The sequence below is a fragment of the Pseudomonas sp. UBA6310 genome (assembly GCF_002438225.1).
Taxonomy (GTDB): Bacteria; Pseudomonadota; Gammaproteobacteria; order Pseudomonadales; family Pseudomonadaceae; genus Pseudomonas_O; species Pseudomonas_O kuykendallii.
Genome location: NZ_DJTK01000008.1, coordinates 15,978 through 39,341, shown reverse-complemented (window position 1 = coordinate 39,341; position 23,364 = coordinate 15,978). Strand labels below are relative to the sequence as shown.

The 23,364-nt window shown below is 66.7% G+C and carries 24 protein-coding genes and 1 other RNA gene; 14 read left to right on the top strand and 11 right to left on the bottom strand.

Annotation, left to right across the window (positions count from 1 at the left end):
• Positions 1-201 precede the first annotated feature (201 nt).
• The 4 genes from B3E91_RS01615 to B3E91_RS01600 all read left to right on the top strand — a co-directional run bounded on the left by B3E91_RS01615 (position 202) and on the right by B3E91_RS01600 (position 2,452).
• Positions 202-579, top strand: a complete 378-nt coding sequence (locus tag B3E91_RS01615) for a class I SAM-dependent methyltransferase (protein WP_287028086.1) — start codon at positions 202-204, stop codon at positions 577-579.
• A 96-nt stretch (positions 580-675) separates the two neighbouring features.
• Positions 676-1,608: an SPFH domain-containing protein gene (locus B3E91_RS01610; RefSeq protein ID WP_273233180.1), complete on the top strand. Its 933-nt coding sequence runs from the start codon at positions 676-678 to the stop codon at positions 1,606-1,608.
• Positions 1,605-2,051 (top strand): NfeD family protein, encoded by a 447-nt coding sequence (locus B3E91_RS01605; RefSeq protein ID WP_090224083.1) that lies wholly within the window; start codon positions 1,605-1,607, stop codon positions 2,049-2,051. Before B3E91_RS01610 ends, B3E91_RS01605 begins: the two co-directional genes overlap by 4 nt.
• Positions 2,052-2,140: 89 nt before the next feature.
• Complete coding sequence (locus B3E91_RS01600; protein WP_090224085.1) at positions 2,141-2,452, top strand: DUF2388 domain-containing protein; 312 nt, start codon at positions 2,141-2,143, stop codon at positions 2,450-2,452.
• A 118-nt stretch (positions 2,453-2,570) separates the two neighbouring features.
• Here B3E91_RS01600 and B3E91_RS01595 read toward each other — a convergent pair whose 3' ends face one another.
• The 7 genes from B3E91_RS01595 to B3E91_RS01565 form a co-directional block, all read right to left on the bottom strand.
• A complete protein-coding gene (locus B3E91_RS01595; RefSeq protein ID WP_090224086.1) occupies positions 2,571-4,031 on the bottom strand; it encodes an inorganic phosphate transporter in 1,461 nt (486 codons plus the stop codon).
• 217 nt (positions 4,032-4,248) lie between these two features.
• A complete protein-coding gene (gene gcvH / locus B3E91_RS01590) occupies positions 4,249-4,635 on the bottom strand; it encodes a glycine cleavage system protein GcvH (RefSeq protein ID WP_090224088.1) in 387 nt (128 codons plus the stop codon).
• A 94-nt stretch (positions 4,636-4,729) separates the two neighbouring features.
• Complete coding sequence (gene gcvT, locus B3E91_RS01585; protein ID WP_287028083.1) at positions 4,730-5,812, bottom strand: glycine cleavage system aminomethyltransferase GcvT; 1,083 nt, start codon at positions 5,810-5,812, stop codon at positions 4,730-4,732.
• Between the two features lie 337 nt (positions 5,813-6,149).
• The gene (locus B3E91_RS01580) at positions 6,150-7,367 is read right to left on the bottom strand and encodes a 2-octaprenyl-3-methyl-6-methoxy-1,4-benzoquinol hydroxylase (protein WP_287028093.1); all 1,218 of its coding nucleotides are present in this window, start codon (positions 7,365-7,367) and stop codon (positions 6,150-6,152) included.
• 199 nt (positions 7,368-7,566) lie between these two features.
• On the bottom strand, positions 7,567-8,751 hold the full coding sequence (gene ubiH / locus B3E91_RS01575) for a 2-octaprenyl-6-methoxyphenyl hydroxylase (RefSeq protein WP_287028082.1): 1,185 nt from the start codon (positions 8,749-8,751) through the stop codon (positions 7,567-7,569).
• 2 nt (positions 8,752-8,753) lie between these two features.
• Positions 8,754-10,088, bottom strand: coding sequence for a Xaa-Pro aminopeptidase (gene pepP / locus B3E91_RS01570; RefSeq protein ID WP_287028080.1), 1,335 nt, complete (start codon positions 10,086-10,088; stop codon positions 8,754-8,756).
• Between the two features lie 19 nt (positions 10,089-10,107).
• Entirely contained in the window at positions 10,108-10,671 is a 564-nt protein-coding gene (locus tag B3E91_RS01565; protein WP_090224096.1) for a YecA family protein, read from the bottom strand.
• Between the two features lie 213 nt (positions 10,672-10,884).
• Between B3E91_RS01565 and B3E91_RS01560 the strand changes: the two genes are divergently transcribed.
• The 4 genes from B3E91_RS01560 to B3E91_RS01545 all read left to right on the top strand — a co-directional run bounded on the left by B3E91_RS01560 (position 10,885) and on the right by B3E91_RS01545 (position 12,286).
• A complete protein-coding gene (locus B3E91_RS01560) occupies positions 10,885-11,091 on the top strand; it encodes a TIGR02449 family protein (protein WP_090224098.1) in 207 nt (68 codons plus the stop codon).
• The gene (locus B3E91_RS01555; protein WP_090224100.1) at positions 11,091-11,405 is read left to right on the top strand and encodes a cell division protein ZapA; all 315 of its coding nucleotides are present in this window, start codon (positions 11,091-11,093) and stop codon (positions 11,403-11,405) included. Before B3E91_RS01560 ends, B3E91_RS01555 begins: the two co-directional genes overlap by 1 nt.
• 33 nt (positions 11,406-11,438) lie before the next feature.
• Positions 11,439-11,616: non-coding RNA, 6S RNA (gene ssrS, locus B3E91_RS01550), on the top strand.
• A 61-nt stretch (positions 11,617-11,677) separates the two neighbouring features.
• Complete coding sequence (locus B3E91_RS01545; RefSeq protein WP_287028078.1) at positions 11,678-12,286, top strand: 5-formyltetrahydrofolate cyclo-ligase; 609 nt, start codon at positions 11,678-11,680, stop codon at positions 12,284-12,286.
• Between the two features lie 19 nt (positions 12,287-12,305).
• Here B3E91_RS01545 and B3E91_RS01540 read toward each other — a convergent pair whose 3' ends face one another.
• Positions 12,306-12,443 (bottom strand): hypothetical protein, encoded by a 138-nt coding sequence (locus B3E91_RS01540; protein WP_175534268.1) that lies wholly within the window; start codon positions 12,441-12,443, stop codon positions 12,306-12,308.
• A gap of 190 nt (positions 12,444-12,633) precedes the next feature.
• Here B3E91_RS01540 and B3E91_RS01535 point away from each other — a divergent pair, with 190 nt between their 5' ends.
• The 5 genes from B3E91_RS01535 (at position 12,634) to B3E91_RS01515 (ending at position 20,003) form a co-directional block, all read left to right on the top strand.
• Positions 12,634-13,083, top strand: coding sequence for an EVE domain-containing protein (locus tag B3E91_RS01535; RefSeq protein ID WP_287028076.1), 450 nt, complete (start codon positions 12,634-12,636; stop codon positions 13,081-13,083).
• A 51-nt stretch (positions 13,084-13,134) separates the two neighbouring features.
• Positions 13,135-15,009, top strand: coding sequence for a sensor domain-containing diguanylate cyclase (locus B3E91_RS01530; protein WP_287028075.1), 1,875 nt, complete (start codon positions 13,135-13,137; stop codon positions 15,007-15,009).
• A gap of 70 nt (positions 15,010-15,079) precedes the next feature.
• Positions 15,080-16,150 (top strand): HlyD family secretion protein, encoded by a 1,071-nt coding sequence (locus B3E91_RS01525; protein WP_287028074.1) that lies wholly within the window; start codon positions 15,080-15,082, stop codon positions 16,148-16,150.
• Positions 16,147-18,876 (top strand): ribosome-associated ATPase/putative transporter RbbA, encoded by a 2,730-nt coding sequence (gene rbbA / locus B3E91_RS01520; RefSeq protein ID WP_287028073.1) that lies wholly within the window; start codon positions 16,147-16,149, stop codon positions 18,874-18,876. Before B3E91_RS01525 ends, rbbA begins: the two co-directional genes overlap by 4 nt.
• A gap of 2 nt (positions 18,877-18,878) precedes the next feature.
• Complete coding sequence (locus B3E91_RS01515) at positions 18,879-20,003, top strand: ABC transporter permease (protein ID WP_287028072.1); 1,125 nt, start codon at positions 18,879-18,881, stop codon at positions 20,001-20,003.
• 9 nt (positions 20,004-20,012) lie between these two features.
• On the opposite strand, the gene B3E91_RS01510 is transcribed toward B3E91_RS01515, so the two are convergent.
• Positions 20,013-20,429, bottom strand: a complete 417-nt coding sequence (locus tag B3E91_RS01510; RefSeq protein WP_090224112.1) for a flagellar basal body-associated protein FliL — start codon at positions 20,427-20,429, stop codon at positions 20,013-20,015.
• A gap of 168 nt (positions 20,430-20,597) precedes the next feature.
• On the opposite strand from B3E91_RS01510, the gene B3E91_RS01505 reads away from it, so the two are divergent.
• The gene (locus B3E91_RS01505; protein ID WP_287028071.1) at positions 20,598-21,575 is read left to right on the top strand and encodes an NADPH:quinone oxidoreductase family protein; all 978 of its coding nucleotides are present in this window, start codon (positions 20,598-20,600) and stop codon (positions 21,573-21,575) included.
• Positions 21,576-21,663: 88 nt separating this feature from the next.
• On the opposite strand, the gene B3E91_RS01500 is transcribed toward B3E91_RS01505, so the two are convergent.
• Entirely contained in the window at positions 21,664-22,629 is a 966-nt protein-coding gene (locus B3E91_RS01500) for a CDP-6-deoxy-delta-3,4-glucoseen reductase (protein ID WP_287028069.1), read from the bottom strand.
• 39 nt (positions 22,630-22,668) lie between these two features.
• Positions 22,669-23,364 (bottom strand): UbiD family decarboxylase (locus tag B3E91_RS01495; protein WP_287028068.1); only part of this gene is annotated, 696 nt, incomplete at its 5' end.

The window sequence follows — 23,364 nt, the reverse complement described above, 5'->3', positions numbered from 1 at the left end:
ATGCCATGCTTCGGCACTATCGCCCCCGTCGCTACCTGGAGGTCGGGTGCGGCTGGTCGTCTGCCTGCGCCATCGACACCATCGAGCAGGCTCTCGATGGCCACTGCGAGGTCACCCTGATCGACCCGCATTTCGACCTCGCCGCCCGCCTGATCGGCCAGCCGCGCACCCCGCCCACCGTGCACCGGGCACCGGGCACGCGTGCAGGATGTTCCGCTGGAAACCTTCGACGCGCTGCAAGCCAACGACATCCTGTTCATCGACTCCACCCACGTACTGCGCACAGGCAACGACCTGTGCTTCGAGCTGTTCGAGGTGCTGCCGCGTCTCGCCAGCGGCGTGATCGTGCATTTCCACGACATATTCTGGCCCTTCGAGTACGGCCGCGAATGGGTCATCGACGAGCGTCGCTCCTGGAACGAGCTGTACGCCCTGCGGGCCTACCTGATGAACAACGGCGACTGGAACATCCTGTTCTTCAACGACTATTTCCGCCGCCATGAGCATGCGCTGATACAGGCACAGTATCCGACGTTCCTGCGCAACACCGGCGGCTCCCTCTGGCTTCAGCGCACCTGAGCCCCTTCTGCGCAACCTCTGGAAAACACCTCGGGCTTGCAACACCGAGCGCAACAGCCAACTCTTGGCACCGGTTCCTCAACGGAGTACCCACATATGGAAGTCGCCAGCGTCATCTTTCTCTTCGTCGGCCTCGCCGTGGCCATCGTCTTCATGGGCTTCAAGGTCGTGCCACAGGGCTACCAGTGGACGGTGGAGCGCTTCGGCCGCTACACCACCACGCTCAAGCCGGGCCTGAACATCATCGTCCCGGTGATGGACCGCATCGGCCACAAGATCAACGTGATGGAAAGCGTGCTGGACATCCCGCCGCAGGAAGTCATCACCGCCGACAACGCCACCGTGCAGATCGACGCCGTGTGCTTCTACCAGGTGATCAACACCGCCCAGGCCGCCTACGAGGTGAACAACCTGGTGCATGCGATCCGCAATCTGCTGCAGACCAACATCCGCACCGTGCTCGGCTCGATGGAGCTGGACGCCATGCTCAGCCAGCGCGACAACATCAACGAGAAGCTGCTCAAGACCGTCGATGAAGCGACCGCGCCCTGGGGCATCAAGATCACCCGCATCGAGATCAAGGACATCAGCCCGCCGGCCGACCTGATGGCCGCCATGTCCGGGCAGATGAAGGCCGAGCGGGTCAAGCGCGCGCAGATTCTCGAAGCCGAGGGGTCGCGCTCGGCGGCGATCCTCACCGCCGAAGGGCACAAGCAGGCGGAAATCCTCCGCGCCGAGGGCGAGCGTGCCGCGGCCTTCCTCGAGGCCGAGGCGCGCGAGCGCGCGGCGGCCGCCGAAGCGGAGGCGACCCGCGTGGTCTCCGAGGCCATCGCCAGCGGCAACGTGCAGGCGGTGAACTACTTCGTCGCGCAGAAGTACATCGACGCCCTCGGCAAGCTGGCCGGCGCCAACAACAGCAAGGTGATCCTGATGCCGCTGGAAGCCAGCCAGGTGATCGGCGCGGTCGGCGGCATCGGCGAGATCGTCAAGGCCACCTTCGGCAACGCACCCGAAGACAAGCGGCCATGATCGAGTACCTGCAACACCTCTCGCCCTGGCAATGGCTGGCCTTCGGCACGCTGCTGCTGATCCTCGAGGTGTTCGGCGCCGGCGGTTATCTGCTCTGGATCGGCGTGGCCGCGGCCGGCGTGGCGCTGGCCGGCTTCGTTTTCCCGGCGCTACCCTGGGCGTTGCAGTTCGTGCTGTTCGGCGTGCTGTCGATCCTGACGGCGGTGTACTGGTGGCGGCGCCAGCGCAGCGGCAAGTCGCCGTCGGAGCAGCCGGGCCTGAACCAGCGCGGCCAGGAATTCCTCGGCAGGCGCTTCGCCCTGCACGAAGCGATCGTCGACGGACGCGGCAAGATCAAGGCCGGCGACAGCCTCTGGCTGGTGACCGGCCCGGACCTGCCGCAAGGCAGCGAAGTGCGCGTGATCGGCCAGGACGGCGTACTGCTCAGGGTCGAAGCAGCCTGAGGGAAGGTACGACGAACGGAACTGTTTGCCGCACCGCGCTTTCTGATGGGTAGGTCCCCCTCGACGGGCCGTTCAAAAGGAGCCCTATCATGCGCAATAAACTTCTGATCGCCTCGCTGGCGCTTTGCCTGCCTGCCACCGCCGCCATGGCCGCAGGGGTGCGTGACTACGCCACCTCCGCCGGTATTTCCGCGTCGCTGTATTCCACCTTCAAGGACGACAAGATCGTCTACGCCGCGCAGGACGATGCCAGCAGTTTCGTCGCCAGCAATGGCGCGATCCGCGGTCCCTACCTGGAAGCCGCCCTGCAGCAGGTGCGCGGCAACAATCCTGACCTGCAGGCCGACGACATGGCCCTGGCCACCGCGATCCTGACCGCCGAGCAACAGCCGGCCCAGTGATCCTGCAGCGACGACGAAGCCGCCCCCGGGCGGCTTTTTCATGCCTGTCATCCGCCGTCGCCCATGCTGTGGGCAACAAAAAGGCCGCCCGTAGGCGGCCTTTTCAAGCGGCCCGGCGTCAGCCGAACACGCGGGTGGCGGTCCAGAACAGCAGCGCCGCCAGCGCCATCGAGATCGGCAGGGTCAGCACCCAGGCCAGCAGGATGTTGCGGATGGTGTTGCCCTGCAGCCCGCTCTTGTTCGCCACCATGGTCCCGGCGACACCGGACGACAGCACGTGGGTGGTCGATACCGGCAGGCTGAAGACGTTGGCCAGGCCGATGGCGCAGGCGGCGGTGATCTGCGCAGACATGCCCTGGGCATAGGTCATGCCCTGCTTGCCGATCTTCTCGCCCACGGTGAAGACCACCCGTTTCCAGCCGATCATGGTGCCCATGCCGAGCGCCAACGCGACCGCCAGGATCACCCAGAACGGTGAGTACTCGGTGGTGGTGGTGAGGTCGCCGCGCAGCTTGTCGAGGTCCGACTTGTCACGTCCCGAGAGCACGTTCAGCTTGCCGACCAGTTTCGCCGAGTCGTCCAGACACAGCAGATAGCGGCGTACTTCGATGCGCTTGGCTTCGCTGAGGGTACGGTAGTCGTCGATGCCCTCGAGGTTGGCCTTCAGCGCGGCGATGGTCGGCACGGTCAGCTTCGGATCGCAGCGATATTCCGGCGGCAGGTCGACGTCGCGACGTTTCAGCGCGAGGAAATCGCCCAGCGAATCGGCGTTGCGCTCGTAGAACATGCTCAGGTGGGTCGCCGCGTCGCGGGTACGCTCGATCTCGTAGGTGCTGGCGTTCAGGTCGAGGACGAACTTGGCCGGCACCAGGCCGATCAGCACCAGCATGATCAGGCCGATGCCCTTCTGCCCGTCGTTGGACCCGTGGACGAAGCTCATGGCCATCGCCGACAGCACCAGCACCAGGCGATTCCAGAACGGCGGGTGCTTCTTGTTGCGGCGCTGTTCGGGGGTCTTGTGCATCTTCGAGAACGGCCGCCACCACTTCAGGCCGAGCAGCACCAGGCCGGCGACGACGAAACCGACCATCGGCGAAACGATCAGCGACAGGCCAATGTCGATCGCCTTCTGCCAGTTGATCCCGTCACCCACCGGAATCCCGGTGATCAGCGCGTTGGCCAGGCCGACGCCAAGGATCGAGCCGATCAGGGTGTGCGAACTGGACGCCGGAATCCCCAGGTACCAGGTGCCGAGGTTCCAGGCGATGGCGGCGGCGAGCAGCGAGAACACCATCGACAGGCCGTGGGCGGTGTTGACGTTGATCAGCAGCTCGACCGGCAGCAGGTGGACGATCGCGTAGGCCACGCCCACGCCGCCGAGCAGCACGCCGAGGAAATTGAACACACCCGAAGCGAATACGGCGAGGTGCGGAGGCATCGCCTTGGTGTAGATCACCGTGGCGACCGCGTTCGCAGTGTCATGGAAACCGTTGATGAATTCGAAGGTGAGGACGAATGCCAGAGCGAGCACCAGGCTCAGCACCAGCCAGGCATCGAGCCCGCTGAAAAGTTCGAACATGAAGGTTCAGGACCACTCTTGAGGGGGCGCGATTATGACAGAAAAGCCACCATGCTCCCCTAGGCGTTTATTGATGCAGCGCACTCGGCACCGACCGGCGGGCCGCGGAGCGCGTTCCCGGCGCGGCGGAGGAGACACCGGGCAGAAACGCGAAACCGGCGCGAACGCCGGTTTCGATGAGCCGAGGGCACCCGACACGGTCGGTTCTCGCCGGAACTCAGGCTTCGTCGGCGGCGGCGCGGTAGCCGTCGGCATCGAGCAGCTTGTCCAGCTCGCTGACGTCGCTGGGCTGCAGCTTGAAGAACCAGCTGCCGTAGGGATCGCTGTTGACGCCTTCCGGGCCATCGGCCAGGCCGGTATTCACCGCGATGACTTCGCCGCCGACCGGGGCGTAGATGTCCGAGGCAGCCTTCACCGACTCGACGACGCCGGCTTCCTGGCCCGCGGCGAGTTGTGCGCCGACGTCCGGCAGTTCGATGAAGACCACGTCGCCGAGGGCTTCCTGGGCATGATCGGAAATGCCCACGGTGACCGTGCCGTCGGCTTCCAGGCGGGCCCATTCGTGGCTGGCGGCGTAACGCAGGTCGGCACGGATATCACTCATTTTCTTGGTCTCCAGAGTTGGCAAAAAACTGCCGGTAATTTAGCAGCCCCGCGCGGCTTTTCGCGGAAAACCTGCGGAGCGGAAGGCCCGGCGATCAGATCAGTACTTTGCCATGGCGGACGAAGGTGGGCTGGACGACCCGAACCGGATACCACTTGCCACGGATTTCCACCTCGGCGCGCACGCCGGTGGCGGCCGGCACGCGTGCCAGCGCTATCGATTTGCCCAGCGTCGGGGAATAGCTGCCGCTGGTGATCTCGCCGTCGCCGACGCCGACCACGCGTACCACCTGATGCGCACGCAGCACGCCGCGCTCTTCCAGCACCAGCCCGACCAGACGTGGCAGGGCGCCCTGGGCGCGCTGTGCCTCGAGCGCGGCGCGGCCCATGAACTGGCGCTCGGCGGGCTCCCAGGCGAGCGTCCAGGCCATGTTCGAGATCAGCGGCGACGTGCTGTCGTCCATGTCCTGGCCGTAGAGGTTCATACCGGCTTCCAGGCGCAGGGTGTCGCGCGCGCCGAGGCCGATCGGCGAGATGCCGGCGCCGACCAGTTCGCTGAAGAACCCGGCGACCTGATCCTGCGGCAGGATGATCTCCAGGCCGTCCTCACCGGTGTAGCCAGTGCGGGCGATGAACCAGTCGCCATCGGCGAAGCCCTGGAACGGCTTGAGCGCCCGAATCAATTCGGCGCGCACGTGATTGACCTGCTCGCAGGTACGCGCTCGCGCCTGCGGGCCTTGCACCGCCAGCATGCCGAGGTCCGCACGCTCGCGCAGCTCGACGTCGAAACCCTCGCTGCACTGCTGCATCCAGGCGAGGTCCTTGTCGCGGGTGGCGGCGTTCACCACCAGGCGGTAACCGTCCTCGGTGAGGTAGACGATCAGGTCGTCGACCACCCCGCCACGCTCGTTGAGCATTGCGCTGTAGAGGGCCTTGCCGGGGCTCGCCAGGCGCGCGACATCATTCGCCAGGAGCATCTGCAGGAAGACCTTGGCATCGCTGCCGGACAGGTCGACGACGGTCATGTGGGAGACATCGAAGACACCGCAGTCACGGCGCACCTGATGGTGCTCTTCGACCTGAGATCCGTAGTGCAGCGGCATGTCCCAGCCGCCGAAGTCGACCATCTTGGCGCCAAGCGCCAGGTGCTGCTCGTAGAGGGGCGTACGCTTACCCATGGGTTTCTCCTTCCGGGTCCGGCGAGATGCGTTCAGGCTGGCGATCTGGCTGAAACCCGCGGTTGACGGGGCTTGCGCAGATCCACACGGGCCTGCCGGGGATGGTCGGCCGCATCGAATGGCGCGCATTGTAGCCGCAAGGTGGGGGGCGGTCATCCCGGGTTTCTGTCGCAGTTGATGTCCGCCCGCAGGGCCGCGGCCCGGCCTCGAGGCGGTCCGACGGGCGGGCGGATACGAAGGAAATCGTCGTGCGAAAAGACCGCCGCCAGGTTATGACGGCGAGTGCGAAAAGCACTGGAAGAGGATCGCCCGACGCCAGCAAGCGCCCGGCACAACGTCAGAGGCGGGCCAGTTCGGGAAGATCGCCGGACAGTCCGAGCGCCTGGCGCACGAACAGCGATTTGGCTTCCGGCAGCTTGTCGACCAGACGCAGGCCGGTGTTGCGCAGCCAGCGCAGCGGCAGCAGGTTGCTCTGGAACAGCCGCTCGAAGCTCTCCATCGCCGCCATCATCGCCAGGTTGTTCGGCATCCGCCGACGCTCGAAGCGGCTCAGCACGCGCTCGTCGGCCAGCGTTTCACCGCGCTGCTGCGCGTGCAGCAGCACTTCGGCGAGCACCGCGGCGTCGAGGAAACCCAGGTTCACGCCCTGCCCGGCCAACGGGTGGATCACGTGGGCAGCGTCGCCGATCAGCGCCAGGCCCTGCTGGATGTAGCGCTTGGCGTGGCGCTGGCGCAGCGGAATGCACAACCGCGGGTCGGCGGCCTGGACCTCGCCCAGGCGGTGCTCGAACGCATTGCCCAGCTCGGCGCAGAAGGCGCTGTCCTCCAGCGCCATCAGGCGGCCGGCTTCGGCGGGCGTGCAGGACCAGACGATCGAGCACCAGTGCTGGTCGCCGTCGCGGTCCAGCGGCAGAAACGCCAGCGGCCCGTCATCGGTGAAGCGCTGGCGCGCCGTGCGCAGGTGCGGTTTCTCGCTGCGCACGCTGGTGACGATCGCGTGGTGCAGGTAATCCCACTCACGGGTGGCGCAGCCGGCCAGGCGGCGCACGGTGGAGTTGGCCCCGTCGGCGGCGATCAGCAGCGGCGCGCTCAGCTCGCGGCCCTCGGCGAGGGTCAGCAGCCAGCCGTCGTCGTTGCGCTTGATCTGGTCGACGCGCGCGTTGGGCAGCAGGTCGACGCGGGTTCCCAGCAGACGCTCGAGCAGCGCCTCCTGCACCACGCGGTTCTCGACGATATGGCCGAGCGACTCGGCATGCACGCTGGCGGCGGAGAAATGGATGTTGCCGGTGCCGCTGCCGTCCCACACCTGCATGTCTTCATAGACGCTGGCGCGACGGGCGACGATGCCCTCCCAGGCGCCCAGGCGCTCGAGAATGCGCTGGCTGGCGACGGACAGCGCGCTGACCCGTGGCTCGAACGCGGCGCTACTGTCGAAGGGCTCGAGGCTCAACGGACCGCCATCGAGGAGGAGGATTTTCAGACCGCTGTCCTTCAATGCCAGGGCCAGCGCACTGCCGACCATGCCGGCACCCACGATGATCACATCCGCTTGCATCTGCATCGTATTCCTTAAGGCCGCCTCGCCTGTCGAAGCGGCCGAACCTGAGGTTTCGCCCGGTTGGGCGTTACGGAACCGGCGCCGGAGCGCCGCCGAAGAAGCTGCGTTTTTACCAGTTCACGCCCCGGCGCGCCCGTTTCCCGAGAATCTTCGCGCGCTTATGCCGCAGCGCCCGAGCCCGGCGAACGCGGCGGAATCAGCTGACGCGAGTACCCAGCCCCATGGCCTGGCGGGCGAACCAGCGCTTGGCTGGCGGCAACAGGTCGAGACCGAGCAGCCCCAGATGTCGCACGCTGGAAAGCGCCGGATCGGCCGCGGTGAACAGCCGGGTGACGCGGTCGGAGAAGCCGATGGTCATTTCCTGATCGAGGCGCTGGCGCGCCAGGTAGCCCTGCAGGGTCGCCAGGTCGCCCAGTGGCGCCTCGCTGCACAGGAGGGTTTCCGCCAGCTCCACGGTGTCGCGCAGCGACAGGTTGTAGCCCTGGCCGGCGATCGGGTGCATGCCGTGGGCGGCGTTGCCGAGCACCACCAGGTTCGAGCGCACCTGCTCCTGCGCCTCGATCAGCACCAGCGGGTAGAGGTGCCGCGCGCCGACTTGGCGAAACGCGCCGAGGCGGTAACCGAAGGTCCGCTGCAGCTCGCCGAGGAAGGCCTGGTCGTCCAGCCCCGCGAGGCGCGTGGCCTCCTCGGTCGGCCGCGTCCAGACCAGTGCGCAGCGGTTGTCGGCCAGCGGCAGCAGCGCCATCGGCCCGTCGGCGACGAAGCGCTCGAAGGCCAGCCCGCGATGCGCTTCGCTCGGGGTGACGTTGGCGATGAGCGCGGTCTGCCCGTACGGCGTCTTGTCGACCTGGATGCCGAGCCGCTCGCGCAGGCCCGAACGGCCGCCGTCGGCGAGGATCGCGAGGTCGCAATCGAGCGTCGTCTCATCGTCCAGGATCAGCCGGTAGCCGTCCTCGCGCGCCTGCATCTGCTCGACCACCGCCGGGCAGCGCCAGTTGATCACGTCGCTGTCCAGCGCTTCCCACAGGCACTGGCCGAGCCAGGCGTTCTCCACCACGTAGCCCAGCGCCGGCACGCGCTCGGCGCTGGCGGAAAGACGCGTGGCGCCGAAGCGACCGCGCTCGGAGACATGGATGTCGAGGATCGGCTCGGCGCGCCGGGCGATGCTCTCCCACACGCCCAGGCGCTGGTAGATCAGCCGCGTGCCGTAGGAAATCGCCGAGGAGCGCGCGTCGTAACTGGGCTGATAGCTGTCGCCGGGCGCGAACGGCTCGATCATCTCGATTTTCCAGCCACGCTGCCGGGCGCCGGCCTGCAGGCTCAGGGCAAGACTGGCGCCGACCAGGCCGCCACCGATGATCGCAATCTGGGTCCGCTGCATGCTCATGCCACCTCGCGCCGGGCCTGGGCCATCAGCGCCTCGATTTCGTCGATGCCTTTCGGCACTCCGCCGGTGAGGATTTCGCAGCCGGTGCGGGTCACCACGACGTCGTCCTCGATACGAATGCCGATACCGCGCCACTTCTTCGCCACGCTGGCGTTGTCGGGCGCGATGTAGATGCCCGGCTCGACGGTCATCGACATGCCCGGCTCGAGCACGCGCCATTCGCCGCCGACCTTGTAGTCGCCGACGTCGTGCACGTCCATACCCAGCCAGTGGCCGGCGCGGTGCATGTAGAAGGGCTTGTAGGCTTCGCTGGCGATCAGTTCGTCGAGCGTGCCCTTGAGCAGGCCGAGCTCGAGCAGGCCGGCGGTGATCACCCGCACGGTGGCCTCGTGGGCTTCGTTCCAGTGGCGGCCGGGACCGATGAACTTGAAGGCCTCGACGTTCGCCGCCAGAACGATTTCGTAGAGCGCCCTCTGTTCGGCGGAGAACACGCCGCTGACCGGGAAGGTGCGGGTGATGTCGCTGGCGTAGCAGTCGATCTCGCAGCCCGCGTCGATCAGCACCAGGTCGCCGTCTTTCAACACGGCGTCGTTCTCGCGGTAATGCAGGATGCAGCCGTTGCGGCCGGCCGCGACGATGGAGCCGTAGGCCGGCATCTTCGCCCCGCCCTTGCGGAATTCGTAGTCCAGCTCAGCCTCGAGGTGGTATTCGAAGAGCCCGGCGCGGCTCGCCTGCATGGCGCGAATGTGCGCGCGCGCCGAGATTTCCGCGGCCTCGCGCATCACCTTCACTTCGGCGGCGCTCTTGTACAGGCGCATGTCGTGCAGCAGGTGGTCGAGGGCGACGAATTCGTTCGGTGGCTGCGCACCCTGGCGCGCCTTGGAACGGATTACGTTGACCCACTCCATCAGGTGCTGGTCGAATTCCGGGTTGGTGCCGATCGCGTAGTAGACCCGCTCGCGGCCTTCGATCAGCCCGGGAAGGATGTCGTCGATGTCGCCGATGGGGAAGGCATCGTCGGCGCCGAAGTCACGGATCGCGCCTTCCTGGCCGGCGCGCAGGCCGTCCCACAGTTCGCGCTCGGGGTTGCGCTCCCGGCAGAACAGCACGTACTCGCCGTGCTCGCGGCCGGGAATCAGGGCGATCACCGCTTCCGGCTCGGGAAAGCCCGAGAGGTACTGGAAGTCGCTGTCCTGGCGATAGACATGCTCGACATCGCGGTTACGGATATACACCGGCGCGGCCGGCAGGATGGCAATGCTGTTGGGTTCCATCTGCGCCATCAGCGCTTTGCGGCGGCGGGCGTATTCCGACTTCGGGATGCTGGTCATGGCAGGACGCCTTAGCTTCTCAGTGCAGGGAGGGTTTGCTCGCAACGGGCGCCGCGGCGACCGGCTTGGCACATTCGGTAAACAACAGAAGGGGTGCGACGCGCAGGTACTCCATCACTTCCATGTAGTCGTTCTCGCCGTCTTCGGACTCTTCCAGCGCGCTTTGCACCTGGGCGATGGCGGCGAGGTCCTGCAGCACTTCCATGGCCTCGGCGGACAACGCGCCGTCACGGGCGGTCATGCCGAAACCGCCAAGGAAGCCCTGGCACCACTGGCCGAGGGCGACGGCACGCTCGCTCAGCGGCGCGTCGTCGCCAGGCAGCAGCAGGACCACGGCGATGTCGTCGCCGGTGAGTTCGCCCTTGACCATGTCCTGCAGGCCGATGAGCGCCTGGCGCACGTTGTCCTGCGGCTCGCCGCCGAGCAGTTCGGCGGCATCCTGCAGCCACGCTGCATGATCGAAGTCTGCACCAGCGCAGCTGCGACCGAGCAGAAGGCCATGCAGTTCGGCCGGGGAAACGGGGTGGCCGCTGCTGGAAAGCAACGCGGCAAAAGCGGTGTACGGGGAGTTCGAAGAAGGCATGGGCGGCTAGGCGCGGAAGGGCGCAATCACTAGAATGAGGGCCAGGTATCCTAGCAGCCTGACGACCCGAAGGCAGCCCTGTCGCAGCACGTCGGCACCCGCCGTGGCCGTTTGCCGCGAGCCCTTCGCGCGCCGGATCGGGCGATGCCGACCCGGCGTCCTGCCGAGCGGCTGTTATAGTTCCGCCCATCAATCAGCCCAAGTAGGGAGCCCATGGAACACGCCGAACTGCAAGCGCTCGCGGGCAAGCTGGAGCTGTTGATCCAGCGCATAGAGCAGCTCAAGACGCAGAACCGACTCCTGCTGGCAAGCGAGCGTTCCTGGCGCGAAGAGCGCGCTCATCTGATCGAAAAGAACGAAATGGCCCGGCAGAAGGTCGAAGCGATGATTTCGCGCCTGAAAGCCCTGGAGCAGGACTAATGACCCAGCCAAATACCGTAAACGTGCAGATTCTCGACAAGGAGTACTGCATCTCCTGCCCGCAGGACGAGCGAGCCAACCTGGAGAGCGCCGCGCGCTACCTGGACGGCAAGATGCGCGAGATACGCACCAGCGGCAAAGTCATCGGCGCCGACCGCGTCGCCGTTATGGCCGCGCTCAACATCACCCACGACCTGCTGCACAAGCAGCAACGCCTCGATCTGCAGGCGGATTCCACCCGCGAGCAGGTGCGCGATCTGCTGGACCGGGTCGACGAGGCCCTTGCCACCGATCCGGATGAAGCCCGTAGCTGATTGCACGGCGGCCTATTGGGGTATACTCGCCACAGCTCCCTGGTGTGTGCGCCAGTTGGTCACGTCCCTCTCCCGATACGCAAAACCCTGGAGGCTGCACGTGGGGCCCGTGTGCATGTCCGCCTGACGGAAAGCCTTACGGTCTCCTGCAGTCGCCACCTTGAACTTTCGGGTTCAAGGGTCAAACCGACAGCGGCACCTCGGGGAGTCACCTTTTCAATCCGTGGACTCGGTCCGCGGATTCTTCGGTCATCCGCAGCGGCCCGTCCTTGATGATCGCCAGCGAATCCCTTTCCCGCGCCGAACTGCGTCGCCTGCTGCGACGGCGGCGTCGCTCCCTGAGTCGCCTCGAACAACGCCAGGCCGCCCGCGCGCTGTACCGCCGCCTGGCGCAGCACGCGCTGTTTCGGCGTGCCCGGCACATCGCGATGTACCTGCCCAATGACGGCGAAATAGATCCGCGCCTCCTGCTCGAGGAGGCACGCCGCCGCGGCAAGGCGACCTATCTACCGGTGCTCAATCCCTGGCCGCGCACACGCATGGCGTTCCAGCGCGTACGCGCGGGCGAACGCTTGCGCGGCAACCGCTTCGGCATCGCCGAACCGGCGCGCGTGCCGAAACGGCAACGCAAGCCATGGGCACTGGACCTGATCCTGCTACCGCTGGTGGGCTTCGATGAAAACGGCGGAAGGCTGGGCATGGGCGGCGGGTTCTATGACCGCAGCCTGGCATTTCTGCAGCGCCGCAAGGGGATACACAAGCCGCGATTGATCGGCTTGGCGCATGACTGTCAGAAGGTGGATCGACTGGCCCAGGCCAGTTGGGATGTCCCGCTGCAGGCATGCGTTACCGACAGCGGATGGTACGGCGCCACCGGATGATGCGTGGCGCGGAAGGCGATCAGCGTTGCTGCTGCGCCGAAACGCTCACCGGAATGTCACCGGGGCGTTCCCACTGACTCTGGGTGTAGCCGGTAGTCACCACACCCAGACCGAACAGAATGACCAGAACCCACAACAGATCAGGTTTACGTTTCATCTAATTGCCTCCCCCTTCCAGGCAAATGTTGCGCAATGTTCGCCGGCATTTTCTTTTCGGGCTCGCGGGCCGTTGCGGGTCGAACGGGCGGCATTTTCCGCCAAGCCAGGAGTCCGTGCAATTGGCTAGATGACCGCACGTCAGACCAGAATCGGCCCCACCCCGACACCGAAAACAAGGAGCAAGGTTCATGCCGCACTGGCTGATGAAGTCCGAACCCGACGAGCTGTCTATCCGCGACCTGCAGCGCCTGGGGCAGGCGCGCTGGGATGGCGTGCGCAATTATCAGGCACGCAATTATCTGCGCGCCATGAATGTGGGCGAACTGTTCCTTTTCCATCACTCCAGTTGCGCGGAACCGGGCATCGCCGGCATCGGCAGGATCGTCAGCGAACCCTATCCCGACCCCATGGCAGTGGACCCCGAGAGCCCCTACTTCGATGCCAGGGCGAGCCTGGAAAAGAACCCCTGGAGCGCGCGTGACGTGGCGTTCGTCGAAGCGTTTCCCGTGCTGCTGAGCCTGAAACGCCTGCGCGATGAGCCGGAGCTGGCGCGGATGCCGCTGCTGCAGAAGGGCAGCCGCCTGTCGGTGATGCCCATCGACGAGGACGACTGGATGCGCGTGCTCGCGCTGCGTTGAGCGGCTGGCGGCACTGTGCTATGACAGCAGCCAATTACCCTGGAATCCCCGATGCCTCGTAAGCGTTTCGTCTGGTCCGCGCGCCTGTTACTGCTGTTACTGCTGATTCTGTTGTTCGGCGGCTGCGGGCTGCTGTGGCACAAGCTGCGCAGCATCCAGCAGGAACGCGTCGCCGAGCGCGTCGCCTATCACGCGCGGGCGCTGGCGCAGACGCTGGAGAGCAACATCGACGAGGAGGTGCAGAACCTCTCGCGCATCGCCCAGCTGTGGGATTTCCACGGGCGCATTCCGCACGACGAGTGGACACTCAACGTCGAGTTCGCCCTGCGCCACTTCAAGGGCTATCAGTCGATCCAGTGGATGGGCGCCGACCTGCGCATCCACTGGTTGCTGCCCCTGGCCGGCAACGAGGCCGCGCGCGATTTCCAGCTCACGCCCACGCACCCGAACTACCCGATCGCCATGCAGGCCAAGGCCAGCGGCCAGCCGCAGTTTTCCAACAGCTTCGCCCTGGTTCAGGGCGGCCGCGGCTTCGTCCTCTACGACCCGATCTACCTGCATGACAAACAGGGTGTAGCGCGCTTCGACGGCTTCGTGCAGGGGGTCTTCCGCGTCGAGGAGCTGATGGACGAGTTGCTTGCGGACAGCGCCGACGAGTTCAACGTGCGCCTACTGGAGCGGCAGAATTCGATCTACACCCATACCACCCGCGAGGCGCGCGACGACCTCCAGCAGCAGGTTCCGCTGCACCTGCTGAACAACGATGCCTTTGCGCTGCAACTCAGCCCGACCCGTGAACTGGTCGCCAGCCTGGATAGCCCGTTGCCCGAGTTCGTCCTTGGCGCCGGCCTGGTGATCAGCCTGCTGCTGGTGGCGGCGCTCGCCCTGGCGATGGAAAACGACCGCCGCGCCCGTGCGCTGAAGGCGGGCAACCGTCGTCTGAACAAGGAAATGCGCCAGCGCGAGGAGATCGAAAAGGTGCTGATCGACAGCCGCGAGCGCCTGCAACTGGTGCTCGACCTGACCGACTCCAGCAGCGACGGCCTGTTCATCATCGACCCGAAGAGCGGCGGCCTGCTGCACACCAACCGCGCCACCTACGACAGCCTCGGCTATGACGCGCAAAGCTTCGCCCGGCTGTTCAGCGAGGCCCCGGAGCAGATCCTGCCCGGCTATCACGCCTGGCTGGAGGAAGTCCGCCAGGCCCAGCGCGAGGACACCTCGCCGATCTTCCAGCGCGAGATGCGCCGTCGCGACGGCAGCGTCAGGGCCGCGGAAATCAGTGCGCAGCTGGTGGAGGTGAATGGCCACGAGTACCTGATCGGCGTTTCCCGCGACAACAGCGAACGCCTGCAACTGGAAGCGCACCTGCAGCGGCTGTCGCAGCAGGACGGTCTGACCGGGCTCTACAACCGCCGTTTCTTCGACCAACGCCTGCAGGCGGAGTGGCGGCGCATGTGCCGCACTGCGCGGCCGCTGGCCCTGCTGTTGCTGGATATCGACCACTTCAAGGCCTACAACGACGCCCTCGGCCACCTCGCGGGCGACGATGCGTTGCGCCAGGTAGGCGGCCAGCTGCAACGCTGCCTGCAGCGCGAAGGCGACGTCGCCTGCCGCTACGGCGGCGAAGAGTTCGCGGTGATCCTGATGGACACCGACGAGGCCGGCGCCGAGCACGTCGCCGCGCGACTGCAGCGGCTGATCGCCGAACTGCGCATCCCTCACCCCGACAGCCCGCTGGGCCGGGTGACCGTCAGCATCGGTCTGTCCACCTCGCGCGACGTGCCCGACAATCGCGCGGAAACCCTGGTGGCCCAGGCGGACGGCGCGCTCTATCGGGCCAAGCGCGCAGGGCGCAACCGGAGCATGCGCTGGGACGCGCTTGATCCGAATCAGTGCGACCAACTGCCGCCCGTCTCAAGCTGAACCTGTAATCGGCGCTCGTCGTCTATCCTGACGGGCCGATGCCCCCATCCGCAGCAGAAGGCAGCTCCCGATGACACTCAAGGGAAAATGGACGATCCGCGCCGGCATTCTCGCCGGGCTCCTGATCCTCGCCGCGCTGGCCTGGTTCGAATGGCGTCCCAGTGGCCTGGAAGACGGCATCGCCAGCGGCAACGGGCGCATCGAGGCCACCGAGATCGACGTCGCCAGCAAGCTCGGCGGGCGCATCGCCTCGATCGGGGTGGACGAAGGCGACTTCGTCGAGGCCGGCCAGACCGTGGCGAAAATGGACACCCAGGTGCTCGAGGCGCAACTCGCACAAGCCCGCGCCCAGGTGCGCCAGGCGGAAAATGCCACGCGCACCGCGCAGGCCCAGGTCAGCCTGCGCGAAAGCGAGAAGACCACCGCCGAAGCCGTGGTGCGCCAGCGTCAGGCCGAACTCTCCGCCAGCGACAAGCGCTACACGCGCACCGCGGCCATGGTGCAGCGCAACGCCATGCCCCGGCAGCAACTCGATGACGACCTGGCGCACCTGCAAAGCGCCCAGGCGGCGCTGGCGGCGGCGCGCTCGCAGGTGGCCTCGGCGGATGCCGGCATCGCCGCCGCACGCTCGCAGGTGATCGAGGCGCAGTCCGCGGTGGAGGCCGCGAATGCCAGCGTCGACCGCCTGCTCGCCGATATCGACGACAGCCAGTTGAAGGCGCCGCGCAGCGGTCGCGTGCAGTACCGCATCGCCCAGCCCGCCGAAGTGCTCGCTGCCGGCGGCAAGGTGCTCAACCTGGTCGACCTGGGTGATGTCTACATGACCTTCTTCCTGCCCTCTGCGCAGGCCGGCCGCGTCGCCCTCGGCTCGGACGTGCGCCTGGTGATCGACGCGATCCCGCAGTACGTGATTCCGGCCAAGGTGTCCTACGTCGCCAGCGTCGCCCAGTTCACCCCGAAAACCGTGGAAACCACCAGCGAGCGCGAGAAGCTGATGTTCCGGGTCAAGGCGCGCATCGATCCGGCGCTGCTGCAGCAACACCTCGCCCAGGTGAAGACGGGCGTGCCGGGCATGGCCTACCTGCGCCTCGACCCGCAGGTTGAATGGCCCGAAAGGCTGCAGACCAAGGTTCCGCAGTGAACTCGCAGCCCGCGGTCGCCCGGCTGCACGGGGTAGACCTGCGTTACGGCGAGACCTACGCCGTGCGCGGTGTCGATCAGGACATCCCGGCGGACCGGATGGTCGGCCTGATCGGCCCGGACGGGGTGGGAAAATCCAGCCTGCTGGCGCTGATCGCCGGTGCGCGGAAGATCCAGCAGGGCCGCATCGAAGTACTCGGCGGCGACATGGCCGATGCCGCGCACCGTCGCGCGGTCTGCCCGCGCATCGCCTACATGCCGCAGGGCCTGGGCAAGAACCTCTACCCGACGCTGTCGGTGTTCGAGAACGTCGACTTCTTCGGCCGACTGTTCGGCCAGGATGCCGCCGAGCGCCAGCGGCGCATCGCCGACCTGCTCGCCAGCACCGGACTGTCGCCTTTCGCCGATCGCCCGGCCGGCAAGCTGTCCGGCGGCATGAAGCAGAAGCTCGGGCTGTGCTGCGCGCTGATCCACGATCCGGATTTGCTGATCCTCGACGAGCCCACCACCGGCGTCGATCCGCTCTCGCGTAACCAGTTCTGGGAGCTGATCGCACGCCTGCGCAGCGAACGCCGCGGCATGAGCGTGCTGGTCGCCACCGCCTACATGGAAGAGGCCGAACGCTTCGACTGGCTGATGGCGATGGACGACGGGCGCATCCTCGCCACCGGCACGCCGCAGGAACTGCGCGATGCCACCGGCTGCAGCAGCCTGGAGGAAACTTTCATCGCCTTGCAGCCGGAGGAGAAACGCCGCGATCACCGGCAACTGGTGATTCCGCCGCGCCCCCAGGACGAAGCCGGACAGATCGCCATCGAGGCGCGCGAGCTGACCTGCCGCTTCGGCGACTTCGTCGCGGTCGACCATGTGAATTTCCGCATCGAGCGCGGCGAGATCTTCGGCTTCCTCGGCTCCAACGGCTGCGGCAAGTCGACCACCATGAAGATGCTCACCGGCCTGCTGCCGGCCAGCGAGGGCGAGGCCTTCCTGTTCGGCCAGAAGGTCGACCCGCAAGACATGAACACCCGCCGCCGGGTCGGCTACATGTCCCAGGGTTTCTCGCTGTACGCCGAACTCAGCGTGCGCCAGAACCTGGTGCTGCACGCCCAGCTGTTCCATGTGCCGCGCGAGCAGATCGACGCACGGGTCGCCGAGATGGCTGGCCGCTTCGACCTGCTCGGCTCACTGGACGCCCTGCCCGACGCCCTGCCGCTGGGCATGCGCCAGCGTCTTTCGCTGGCGGTGGCGGTGATCCACAAGCCGGAAATCCTGATCCTCGACGAGCCGACCTCCGGGGTCGACCCGATCGCCCGCGACGGTTTCTGGGAGCTGATGATCGACCTGTCGCGCAACGATGGCGTGACCATCTTCATCTCCACCCACTTCATGAACGAAGCGCTGCGCTGCGACCGCATCTCGCTGATGCACGCGGGCAAGGTGCTCGACAGCGACACTCCGCAGGCGCTGATCGCCAAGCGAGGGCTGCCGACCCTGGAGGCGACCTTCATCGCCTACCTCGAAGAGGCCACCGGCTCCGCCAGCGCATCCGAGCCGGCAACGCCGGTCGGTGCGCCCGTGGCGCCACAGGCGCAGCCACAACGGCGCTTCAGCCTGCGCCGGCTGCTCAGCTACTCGCTGCGCGAGAGCATGGAGCTGCGCCGCGACCCGATCCGTCGCACGCTGGCGCTGCTCGGCCCGCTGCTGCTGATGTTCATCATCGGCTATGGCATCAACCTGGACGTGGAGAACCTGACCTTCGCCGTGCTCGACCGCGACCAGACCACCACCAGCCAGGAGTACGTGCTCAACCTGACCGGCTCGCGCTACTTCACCGAGCGCCCGGCGATCACCGATTACGCCGACCTCGAGCGGCGCATGCGCGATGGCGAGATCAGCCTGGCGGTGGAAATCCCGGCGCATTTCGGCCGCGACCTCAAGCGCGGCGCCAGCCCGCAGATCGGCATGTGGATCGACGGTGCCATGCCGACCCGCGCCGACACCATCAACGGCTATGTGCAGGGCCTGCACAACGACTATCTGCGCGAGCTGGCGCGGCGCTCGCCGCAACCCGGCGCTGCGGCGCTGGCGGACCTCGAGGTGCGCTACCGCTACAACCCCGACGTGGAAAGCCTCAAGGCCATGGTGCCGGCGGTGATCCCGATGATGCTGATGCTGATCCCGGCGATGCTCACCGCACTCGGCGTGGTCCGCGAGAAGGAGCTCGGCTCGATCATCAACCTCTACGTCACCCCGGTCACGAAGCTGGAGTTCCTCCTCGGCAAGCAACTGCCCTACGTGGGCATCGGCCTGCTCAACTTCCTCTCCCTCGTCACCTTCGCGGTGCTGGTGTTCGACGTGCCGATCAAGGGCAGCCCGGCAGCCCTGGCAATCGGCGCGCTGCTCTACCTGTTCTGCTCGACCGGGCTCGGCCTGCTGATATCGACCTTCACCCGCAGCCAGATCGCCGCGGTGTTCGGCACCGCCATCGCCACCATGCTGCCGGCCATCCAGTTCTCCGGCCTGATCTACCCGGTGTCGGCACTCGAAGGTCTGGGCGCGCTGATCGGGCACCTCTATCCGACGTCGCACTTCGTGGTGATCAGCCGCGGGGCCTTCTCCAAGGCGCTGGGCGTCGCCGACCTGGCCGCCTATTTCATGCCGCTGCTGCTGACCGTTCCCCTGCTGACGCTGCTCAGCACGACACTGTTGAAGAAGCAGGAGGCCTGACCATGGAGCGCCTGGCCAACATCCTCCACCTGGGGCTCAAGGAGTTCCGCAGCCTGGGCCGCGACTACGCGCTGCTGGCGCTGATCTTCTGGTCGTTCAGCGTTGGCGTCTACTCGTCCGCCACCAGCATGCCGGAGAGCCTGCACAATGCCGCGATCGCGGTGGTCGACGAGGACCGCTCGCAGCTGTCCACACGGATCGTCCACAGCTTCCAGCCGCCCTACTTTCTCAGCCCGGCGTTGATCGACCTGAACCGCATGGACCATGGCATGGACGCCGGGCTCTACACCTTCACCCTGAACGTGCCGCCGAACTTCCAGAGCGATGTGCTCGCCGGCCGCCAGCCGGCGCTGCAACTGAACGTAGACGCCACCCAGATCAGCCAGGCGTTCACCGGCGCCGGCTACATCCAGAACATCGTCAGCAGCGAGATCGGCGAATTCATCGGCCGCTACCGCGCCCTCGCCGCCCAACGCGCCGAGCTGAACGTGCGCATGCAGTTCAACCCGAACCTGACGCGCACCTGGTTCGGCTCGGTGATGGAAGTGATCAACCAGATCACCATGCTCTCGATCATTCTCACCGGCGCGGCGCTGATCCGCGAACGCGAGCACGGCACTATCGAGCACCTGCTGGTGATGCCGGTGACACCGTTCGAGATCATGCTGGCCAAGGTCTGGTCGATGGGCGCGGTGGTACTCGGCGCTGCGGCGCTGTCGCTGCTGCTGGTGGTCCAGGGCTGGCTGCAGGTGCCGATCGCCGGCTCGGTGGGGCTGTTCCTCGCAGGCGCCGCGCTGCACCTGTTCGCCACCACGTCGATGGGCATCTTCTTCGGCACCCTGGCGCGCTCGATGCCGCAACTCGGCCTGCTGATCATCCTGGTGCTGATGCCGCTGCAGATACTCTCCGGCGGGACCACGCCGCGCGAGAGCATGCCGGAGGTGATCCAGCGGATCATGCTGCTGGCACCGACGACCCACTTCGTCGCCCTGGCCCAGGCGATTCTCTACCGCGGTGCGGGGTGGTCGATCATCTGGCCGCAGTTGCTGGCGATCATCGGCATCGGCAGCCTGTTCTTCTTCGCCGCGCTGAGCCGCTTCCGCAAGACGCTGGCGCAGATGGCCTGAAACGCCGGGCTAGGGCTGGACGACCAGGTTGTTGAACAGCAGGTCATCCACCAGCGGCGCGCCTTCCTCCTGCTGGAGCACGTCCTGGACCTGCTTGAGCGCCTCCTGGCGCAGCTTTTCCTTGCCGTCCGGGCTGCCCAGGCTCTCGTCGGTCTGCTGCGAGAAGATCATCACCAGCTGATTGCGGATCAAGGGCTCGTGGTGCTCGACCTTGGCCTTGGCGTCGGCGCTCTTCACCTGCAGCGCGATGTCCGCCTTGTAGTACTTCAGCTTCGGCCCGGACCCGTAGTTGCCCACCAGCGCGGGGGTGAGACCGATGTAGGCCGTGGTCGGCGCGGCCGCCTCGCCTTCCTTGGGTTCGGCTTCCTCGTTGGCGTGCGCCAGCGGCAGGGACAGGGCGAGCAGTAACGCGATGCAGGTTTTCAAAGCCGATTCTCCAGAGGTCTGCGCCTAGCATAGCCAGTGTGCGTGCCGCGCCCAAGCCCGCCGGCGATCACGGCTTATGCCCGGCCATCAGGCAGGGGCATGCTGATTGACCGGGCAGGCCTCGCCCCTACACTGCCAGACCAACAATCAGAACGAAGGAAGCCCCCGATGAAAGCCGTGCTCTGCAAAGCCTTCGGCCCCGCCGACAGCCTGGTCCTCGAAGACATCGCCAGCCCGCAGCCCAAGGGCAACGAAGTGCTCCTCGACGTGCACGCCGCCGGGGTCAACTTCCCCGACACCCTGATCATCGAGGGCAAGTACCAGTTCAAGCCGCCCTTCCCGTTCTCGCCGGGCGGCGAAGCGGCCGGGGTGGTCGCGGCGGTGGGCGAAAAGGTCGGCCACCTGAAGGTCGGCGACCGGGTCATGGCGCTGACCGGCTGGGGCAGCTTCGCCGAACAGGTCGCGGTGCCCGGCTATAACGTGATGCCGATCCCCGAGGGCATGGACTTCGCCAGCGCGGCGGCCTTCGGCATGACCTACGGCACCTCGATGCACGCCCTCAAGCAACGCGGCAACCTGCAGCCGGGCGAGACCCTGCTGGTGCTCGGTGCCTCCGGCGGCGTCGGCCTGGCGGCGGTGGAGATCGGCAAGGCGCTGGGCGCGCGGGTCATCGCCGCGGCGAGCAGCGCGGAAAAACTGGCGGTGGCGAAGAACGCCGGTGCCGACGAACTGATCAACTACAGCGAAGGCAGCCTCAAGGACCAGTTGAAGACGCTGACCGGCGGCAAGGGCGTCGACGTGATCTACGACCCGGTCGGCGGCGAGCTGTTCGAGGAAGCCTTCCGCTCCATCGCCTGGAATGGCCGCATGCTGGTAGTCGGCTTCGCCAGCGGGACCATTCCCGCCCTGCCGGCCAACCTCACGCTGCTCAAGGGCGCGTCGCTGGTGGGCGTGTTCTGGGGCTCGTTCGCCCAGCGCCAGCCACAGGACAACGCCGCCAACTTCCAGCAGCTGTTCCACTGGTTCGCCGAAGGCAAGATCAAGCCATTGGTATCGCAGACCTTCCCGCTGAACCAGGCCGGCGCCGCCATCGATACGCTCGGCCAGCGCCGGGCCGTGGGCAAGATCGTGGTGCAGGTGCGCTGATCCTTAGCCGCTCACGAAAAAGGCCGCCCTCGGGCGGCCTTTTGCAGGCTTCCTCACCTCTTTCGTGGATGCGCGCGCGGGCTCGACCTCAGCGAGGCGCGTAGGCGAACACGTCGGCGCGCATCTGATGCGCATCCATGCCCGCCTCCACCAGCGCGTCGAGGGTCGCATAGACCATCGCCGGCGAGCCGCTGGCGTAGACATGCAGCGCGCCGAGGTCGGCGAAATCCTCGCGGATCGCCTCGTGCAGCAGGCCGCAGCGGCCTTCCCAGCCACACAGGTCGCTGACCACCTGGTGCAGGAACAGGTTGTCCACCGTCTGCCATTCCTGCCAGTGCGGCACGTGGTAGAAATCGTCGGGCTGGCGCGCGCCCCAGTACAGATGCACCGGATGGGCGAACCCCTGGCTGCGACAGTATTCGACCAGGCTGTGCATCTGCGCCATGCCGGTGCCGGCGGCGATCAGCACCAGCGGGCCGTCGGGCAACTCGGCGAGGTGCGCATCGCCGAACGGCAGGCGCACACGGGCGAAACCCTGGCGCTGGACGAACGCCAGCAGGTTACGCGCGGAGTCCTCCCGCGCCAGCACATGCAGCTCCAGCTCGCGGCCAGAATGCGGCGAGGACGCCAGGGAGAACGCCGCCCACTCGCCATCCTCGCGCAGCACCTGCAGGTACTGCCCGGCGTGGTAGCGCGGCGGCTTGCCGGCCGGCGCGCGCAGGCGCACGCGGAACACATCGCCGCCGGCGTCGATGCATTCGATCAACTGGCAGCTCAGCTCGCGTACCGGCAGCTCACCGGGAGCGAGCACGCCATCCCAGTGCAGCACGCAGTCTTCCAGCGGCTCGGCGATGCAGGTGTACAGCTCGCCGTGATCGAGGGTTTCGCCGCTCTGCAGCACCCGCCCTTCCACCAGCAGCGCCATGCAGACGTGGCAATTGCCGTTGCGGCAGCTCTGCGGGCAGTCGAAGCCCAGGCGCCGCGCGGCGTCGAGCACGGACTCGCCGGGGAGCGTGTCGAGTACCGCACCGGACGGCTGCAAGGTCACTTTCATCGGTGGATTCGGCTCAGGGTTCAAAGGCAAGGCTGACTATCAGTCGATTCCCAGGGAAGTCCAGAGTTCGTCGACGCGGCGGCTGACCGCTTCGTCCTTGACGATCGCCCGGCCCCACTCGCGGCTGGTTTCGCCCGGCCACTTGTGGGTGGCATCGAGGCCCATCTTCGAGCCGAGCCCGGAGATCGGGGAGGCGAAATCGAGGTAGTCGATCGGCGTGTTGTCGATCAGCACCGTGTCGCGCTTGGGGTCCATCCGCGTGGTGATGGCCCAGATCACGTCCTTCCAGTCGCGCGCATCGATGTCGTCGTCGGTGACGATGACGAACTTGGTGTACATGAACTGGCGCAGGAACGACCAGACGCCGAGCATCACGCGCTTGGCGTGGCCGGGATACTGCTTCTTGATCGTCACCACCGCCATCCGGTACGAGCAGCCTTCGGGCGGCAGGTAGAAGTCGGTGATCTCCGGGAACTGCTTCTGCAGGATCGGCACGAAGACTTCGTTCAGCGCCACGCCGAGAATCGCCGGCTCGTCCGGCGGCCGGCCGGTATAGGTGCTGTGGTAGATCGGCTTCTGCCGGCGGGTGATGCGCTCGACGGTGAACACCGGGAAGCGGTCGACCTCGTTGTAGTAGCCGGTGTGGTCGCCGTAAGGGCCTTCGTCGGCCATCTCGCCGGGATGGATCACGCCCTCGAGGACGATCTCGGCGCTGGCCGGCACCTGCAGGTCGCT

What these genes read in the sequence shown, in the direction of transcription:
- B3E91_RS01610 (WP_273233180.1), top strand. Translation starts at nt 676, where the DNA reads ATGGAAGTCGCCAGCGTCATCTTTCTCTTCGTCGGCCTCGCCGTGGCC.
- B3E91_RS01605 (WP_090224083.1), top strand. Translation starts at nt 1,605, where the DNA reads ATGATCGAGTACCTGCAACACCTCTCGCCCTGGCAATGGCTGGCCTTC.
- B3E91_RS01600 (WP_090224085.1), top strand. Translation starts at nt 2,141, where the DNA reads ATGCGCAATAAACTTCTGATCGCCTCGCTGGCGCTTTGCCTGCCTGCC.
- B3E91_RS01595 (WP_090224086.1), bottom strand. Translation starts at nt 4,031, where the DNA reads ATGTTCGAACTTTTCAGCGGGCTCGATGCCTGGCTGGTGCTGAGCCTG.
- gcvH (WP_090224088.1), bottom strand. Translation starts at nt 4,635, where the DNA reads ATGAGTGATATCCGTGCCGACCTGCGTTACGCCGCCAGCCACGAATGG.
- gcvT (WP_287028083.1), bottom strand. Translation starts at nt 5,812, where the DNA reads ATGGGTAAGCGTACGCCCCTCTACGAGCAGCACCTGGCGCTTGGCGCC.
- B3E91_RS01580 (WP_287028093.1), bottom strand. Translation starts at nt 7,367, where the DNA reads ATGCAAGCGGATGTGATCATCGTGGGTGCCGGCATGGTCGGCAGTGCG.
- ubiH (WP_287028082.1), bottom strand. Translation starts at nt 8,751, where the DNA reads ATGCAGCGGACCCAGATTGCGATCATCGGTGGCGGCCTGGTCGGCGCC.
- pepP (WP_287028080.1), bottom strand. Translation starts at nt 10,088, where the DNA reads ATGACCAGCATCCCGAAGTCGGAATACGCCCGCCGCCGCAAAGCGCTG.
- B3E91_RS01565 (WP_090224096.1), bottom strand. Translation starts at nt 10,671, where the DNA reads ATGCCTTCTTCGAACTCCCCGTACACCGCTTTTGCCGCGTTGCTTTCC.
- B3E91_RS01560 (WP_090224098.1), top strand. Translation starts at nt 10,885, where the DNA reads ATGGAACACGCCGAACTGCAAGCGCTCGCGGGCAAGCTGGAGCTGTTG.
- B3E91_RS01555 (WP_090224100.1), top strand. Translation starts at nt 11,091, where the DNA reads ATGACCCAGCCAAATACCGTAAACGTGCAGATTCTCGACAAGGAGTAC.
- B3E91_RS01545 (WP_287028078.1), top strand. Translation starts at nt 11,678, where the DNA reads ATGATCGCCAGCGAATCCCTTTCCCGCGCCGAACTGCGTCGCCTGCTG.
- B3E91_RS01540 (WP_175534268.1), bottom strand. Translation starts at nt 12,443, where the DNA reads ATGAAACGTAAACCTGATCTGTTGTGGGTTCTGGTCATTCTGTTCGGT.
- B3E91_RS01535 (WP_287028076.1), top strand. Translation starts at nt 12,634, where the DNA reads ATGCCGCACTGGCTGATGAAGTCCGAACCCGACGAGCTGTCTATCCGC.
- B3E91_RS01530 (WP_287028075.1), top strand. Translation starts at nt 13,135, where the DNA reads ATGCCTCGTAAGCGTTTCGTCTGGTCCGCGCGCCTGTTACTGCTGTTA.
- B3E91_RS01525 (WP_287028074.1), top strand. Translation starts at nt 15,080, where the DNA reads ATGACACTCAAGGGAAAATGGACGATCCGCGCCGGCATTCTCGCCGGG.
- B3E91_RS01515 (WP_287028072.1), top strand. Translation starts at nt 18,879, where the DNA reads ATGGAGCGCCTGGCCAACATCCTCCACCTGGGGCTCAAGGAGTTCCGC.
- B3E91_RS01505 (WP_287028071.1), top strand. Translation starts at nt 20,598, where the DNA reads ATGAAAGCCGTGCTCTGCAAAGCCTTCGGCCCCGCCGACAGCCTGGTC.
- B3E91_RS01500 (WP_287028069.1), bottom strand. Translation starts at nt 22,629, where the DNA reads ATGAAAGTGACCTTGCAGCCGTCCGGTGCGGTACTCGACACGCTCCCC.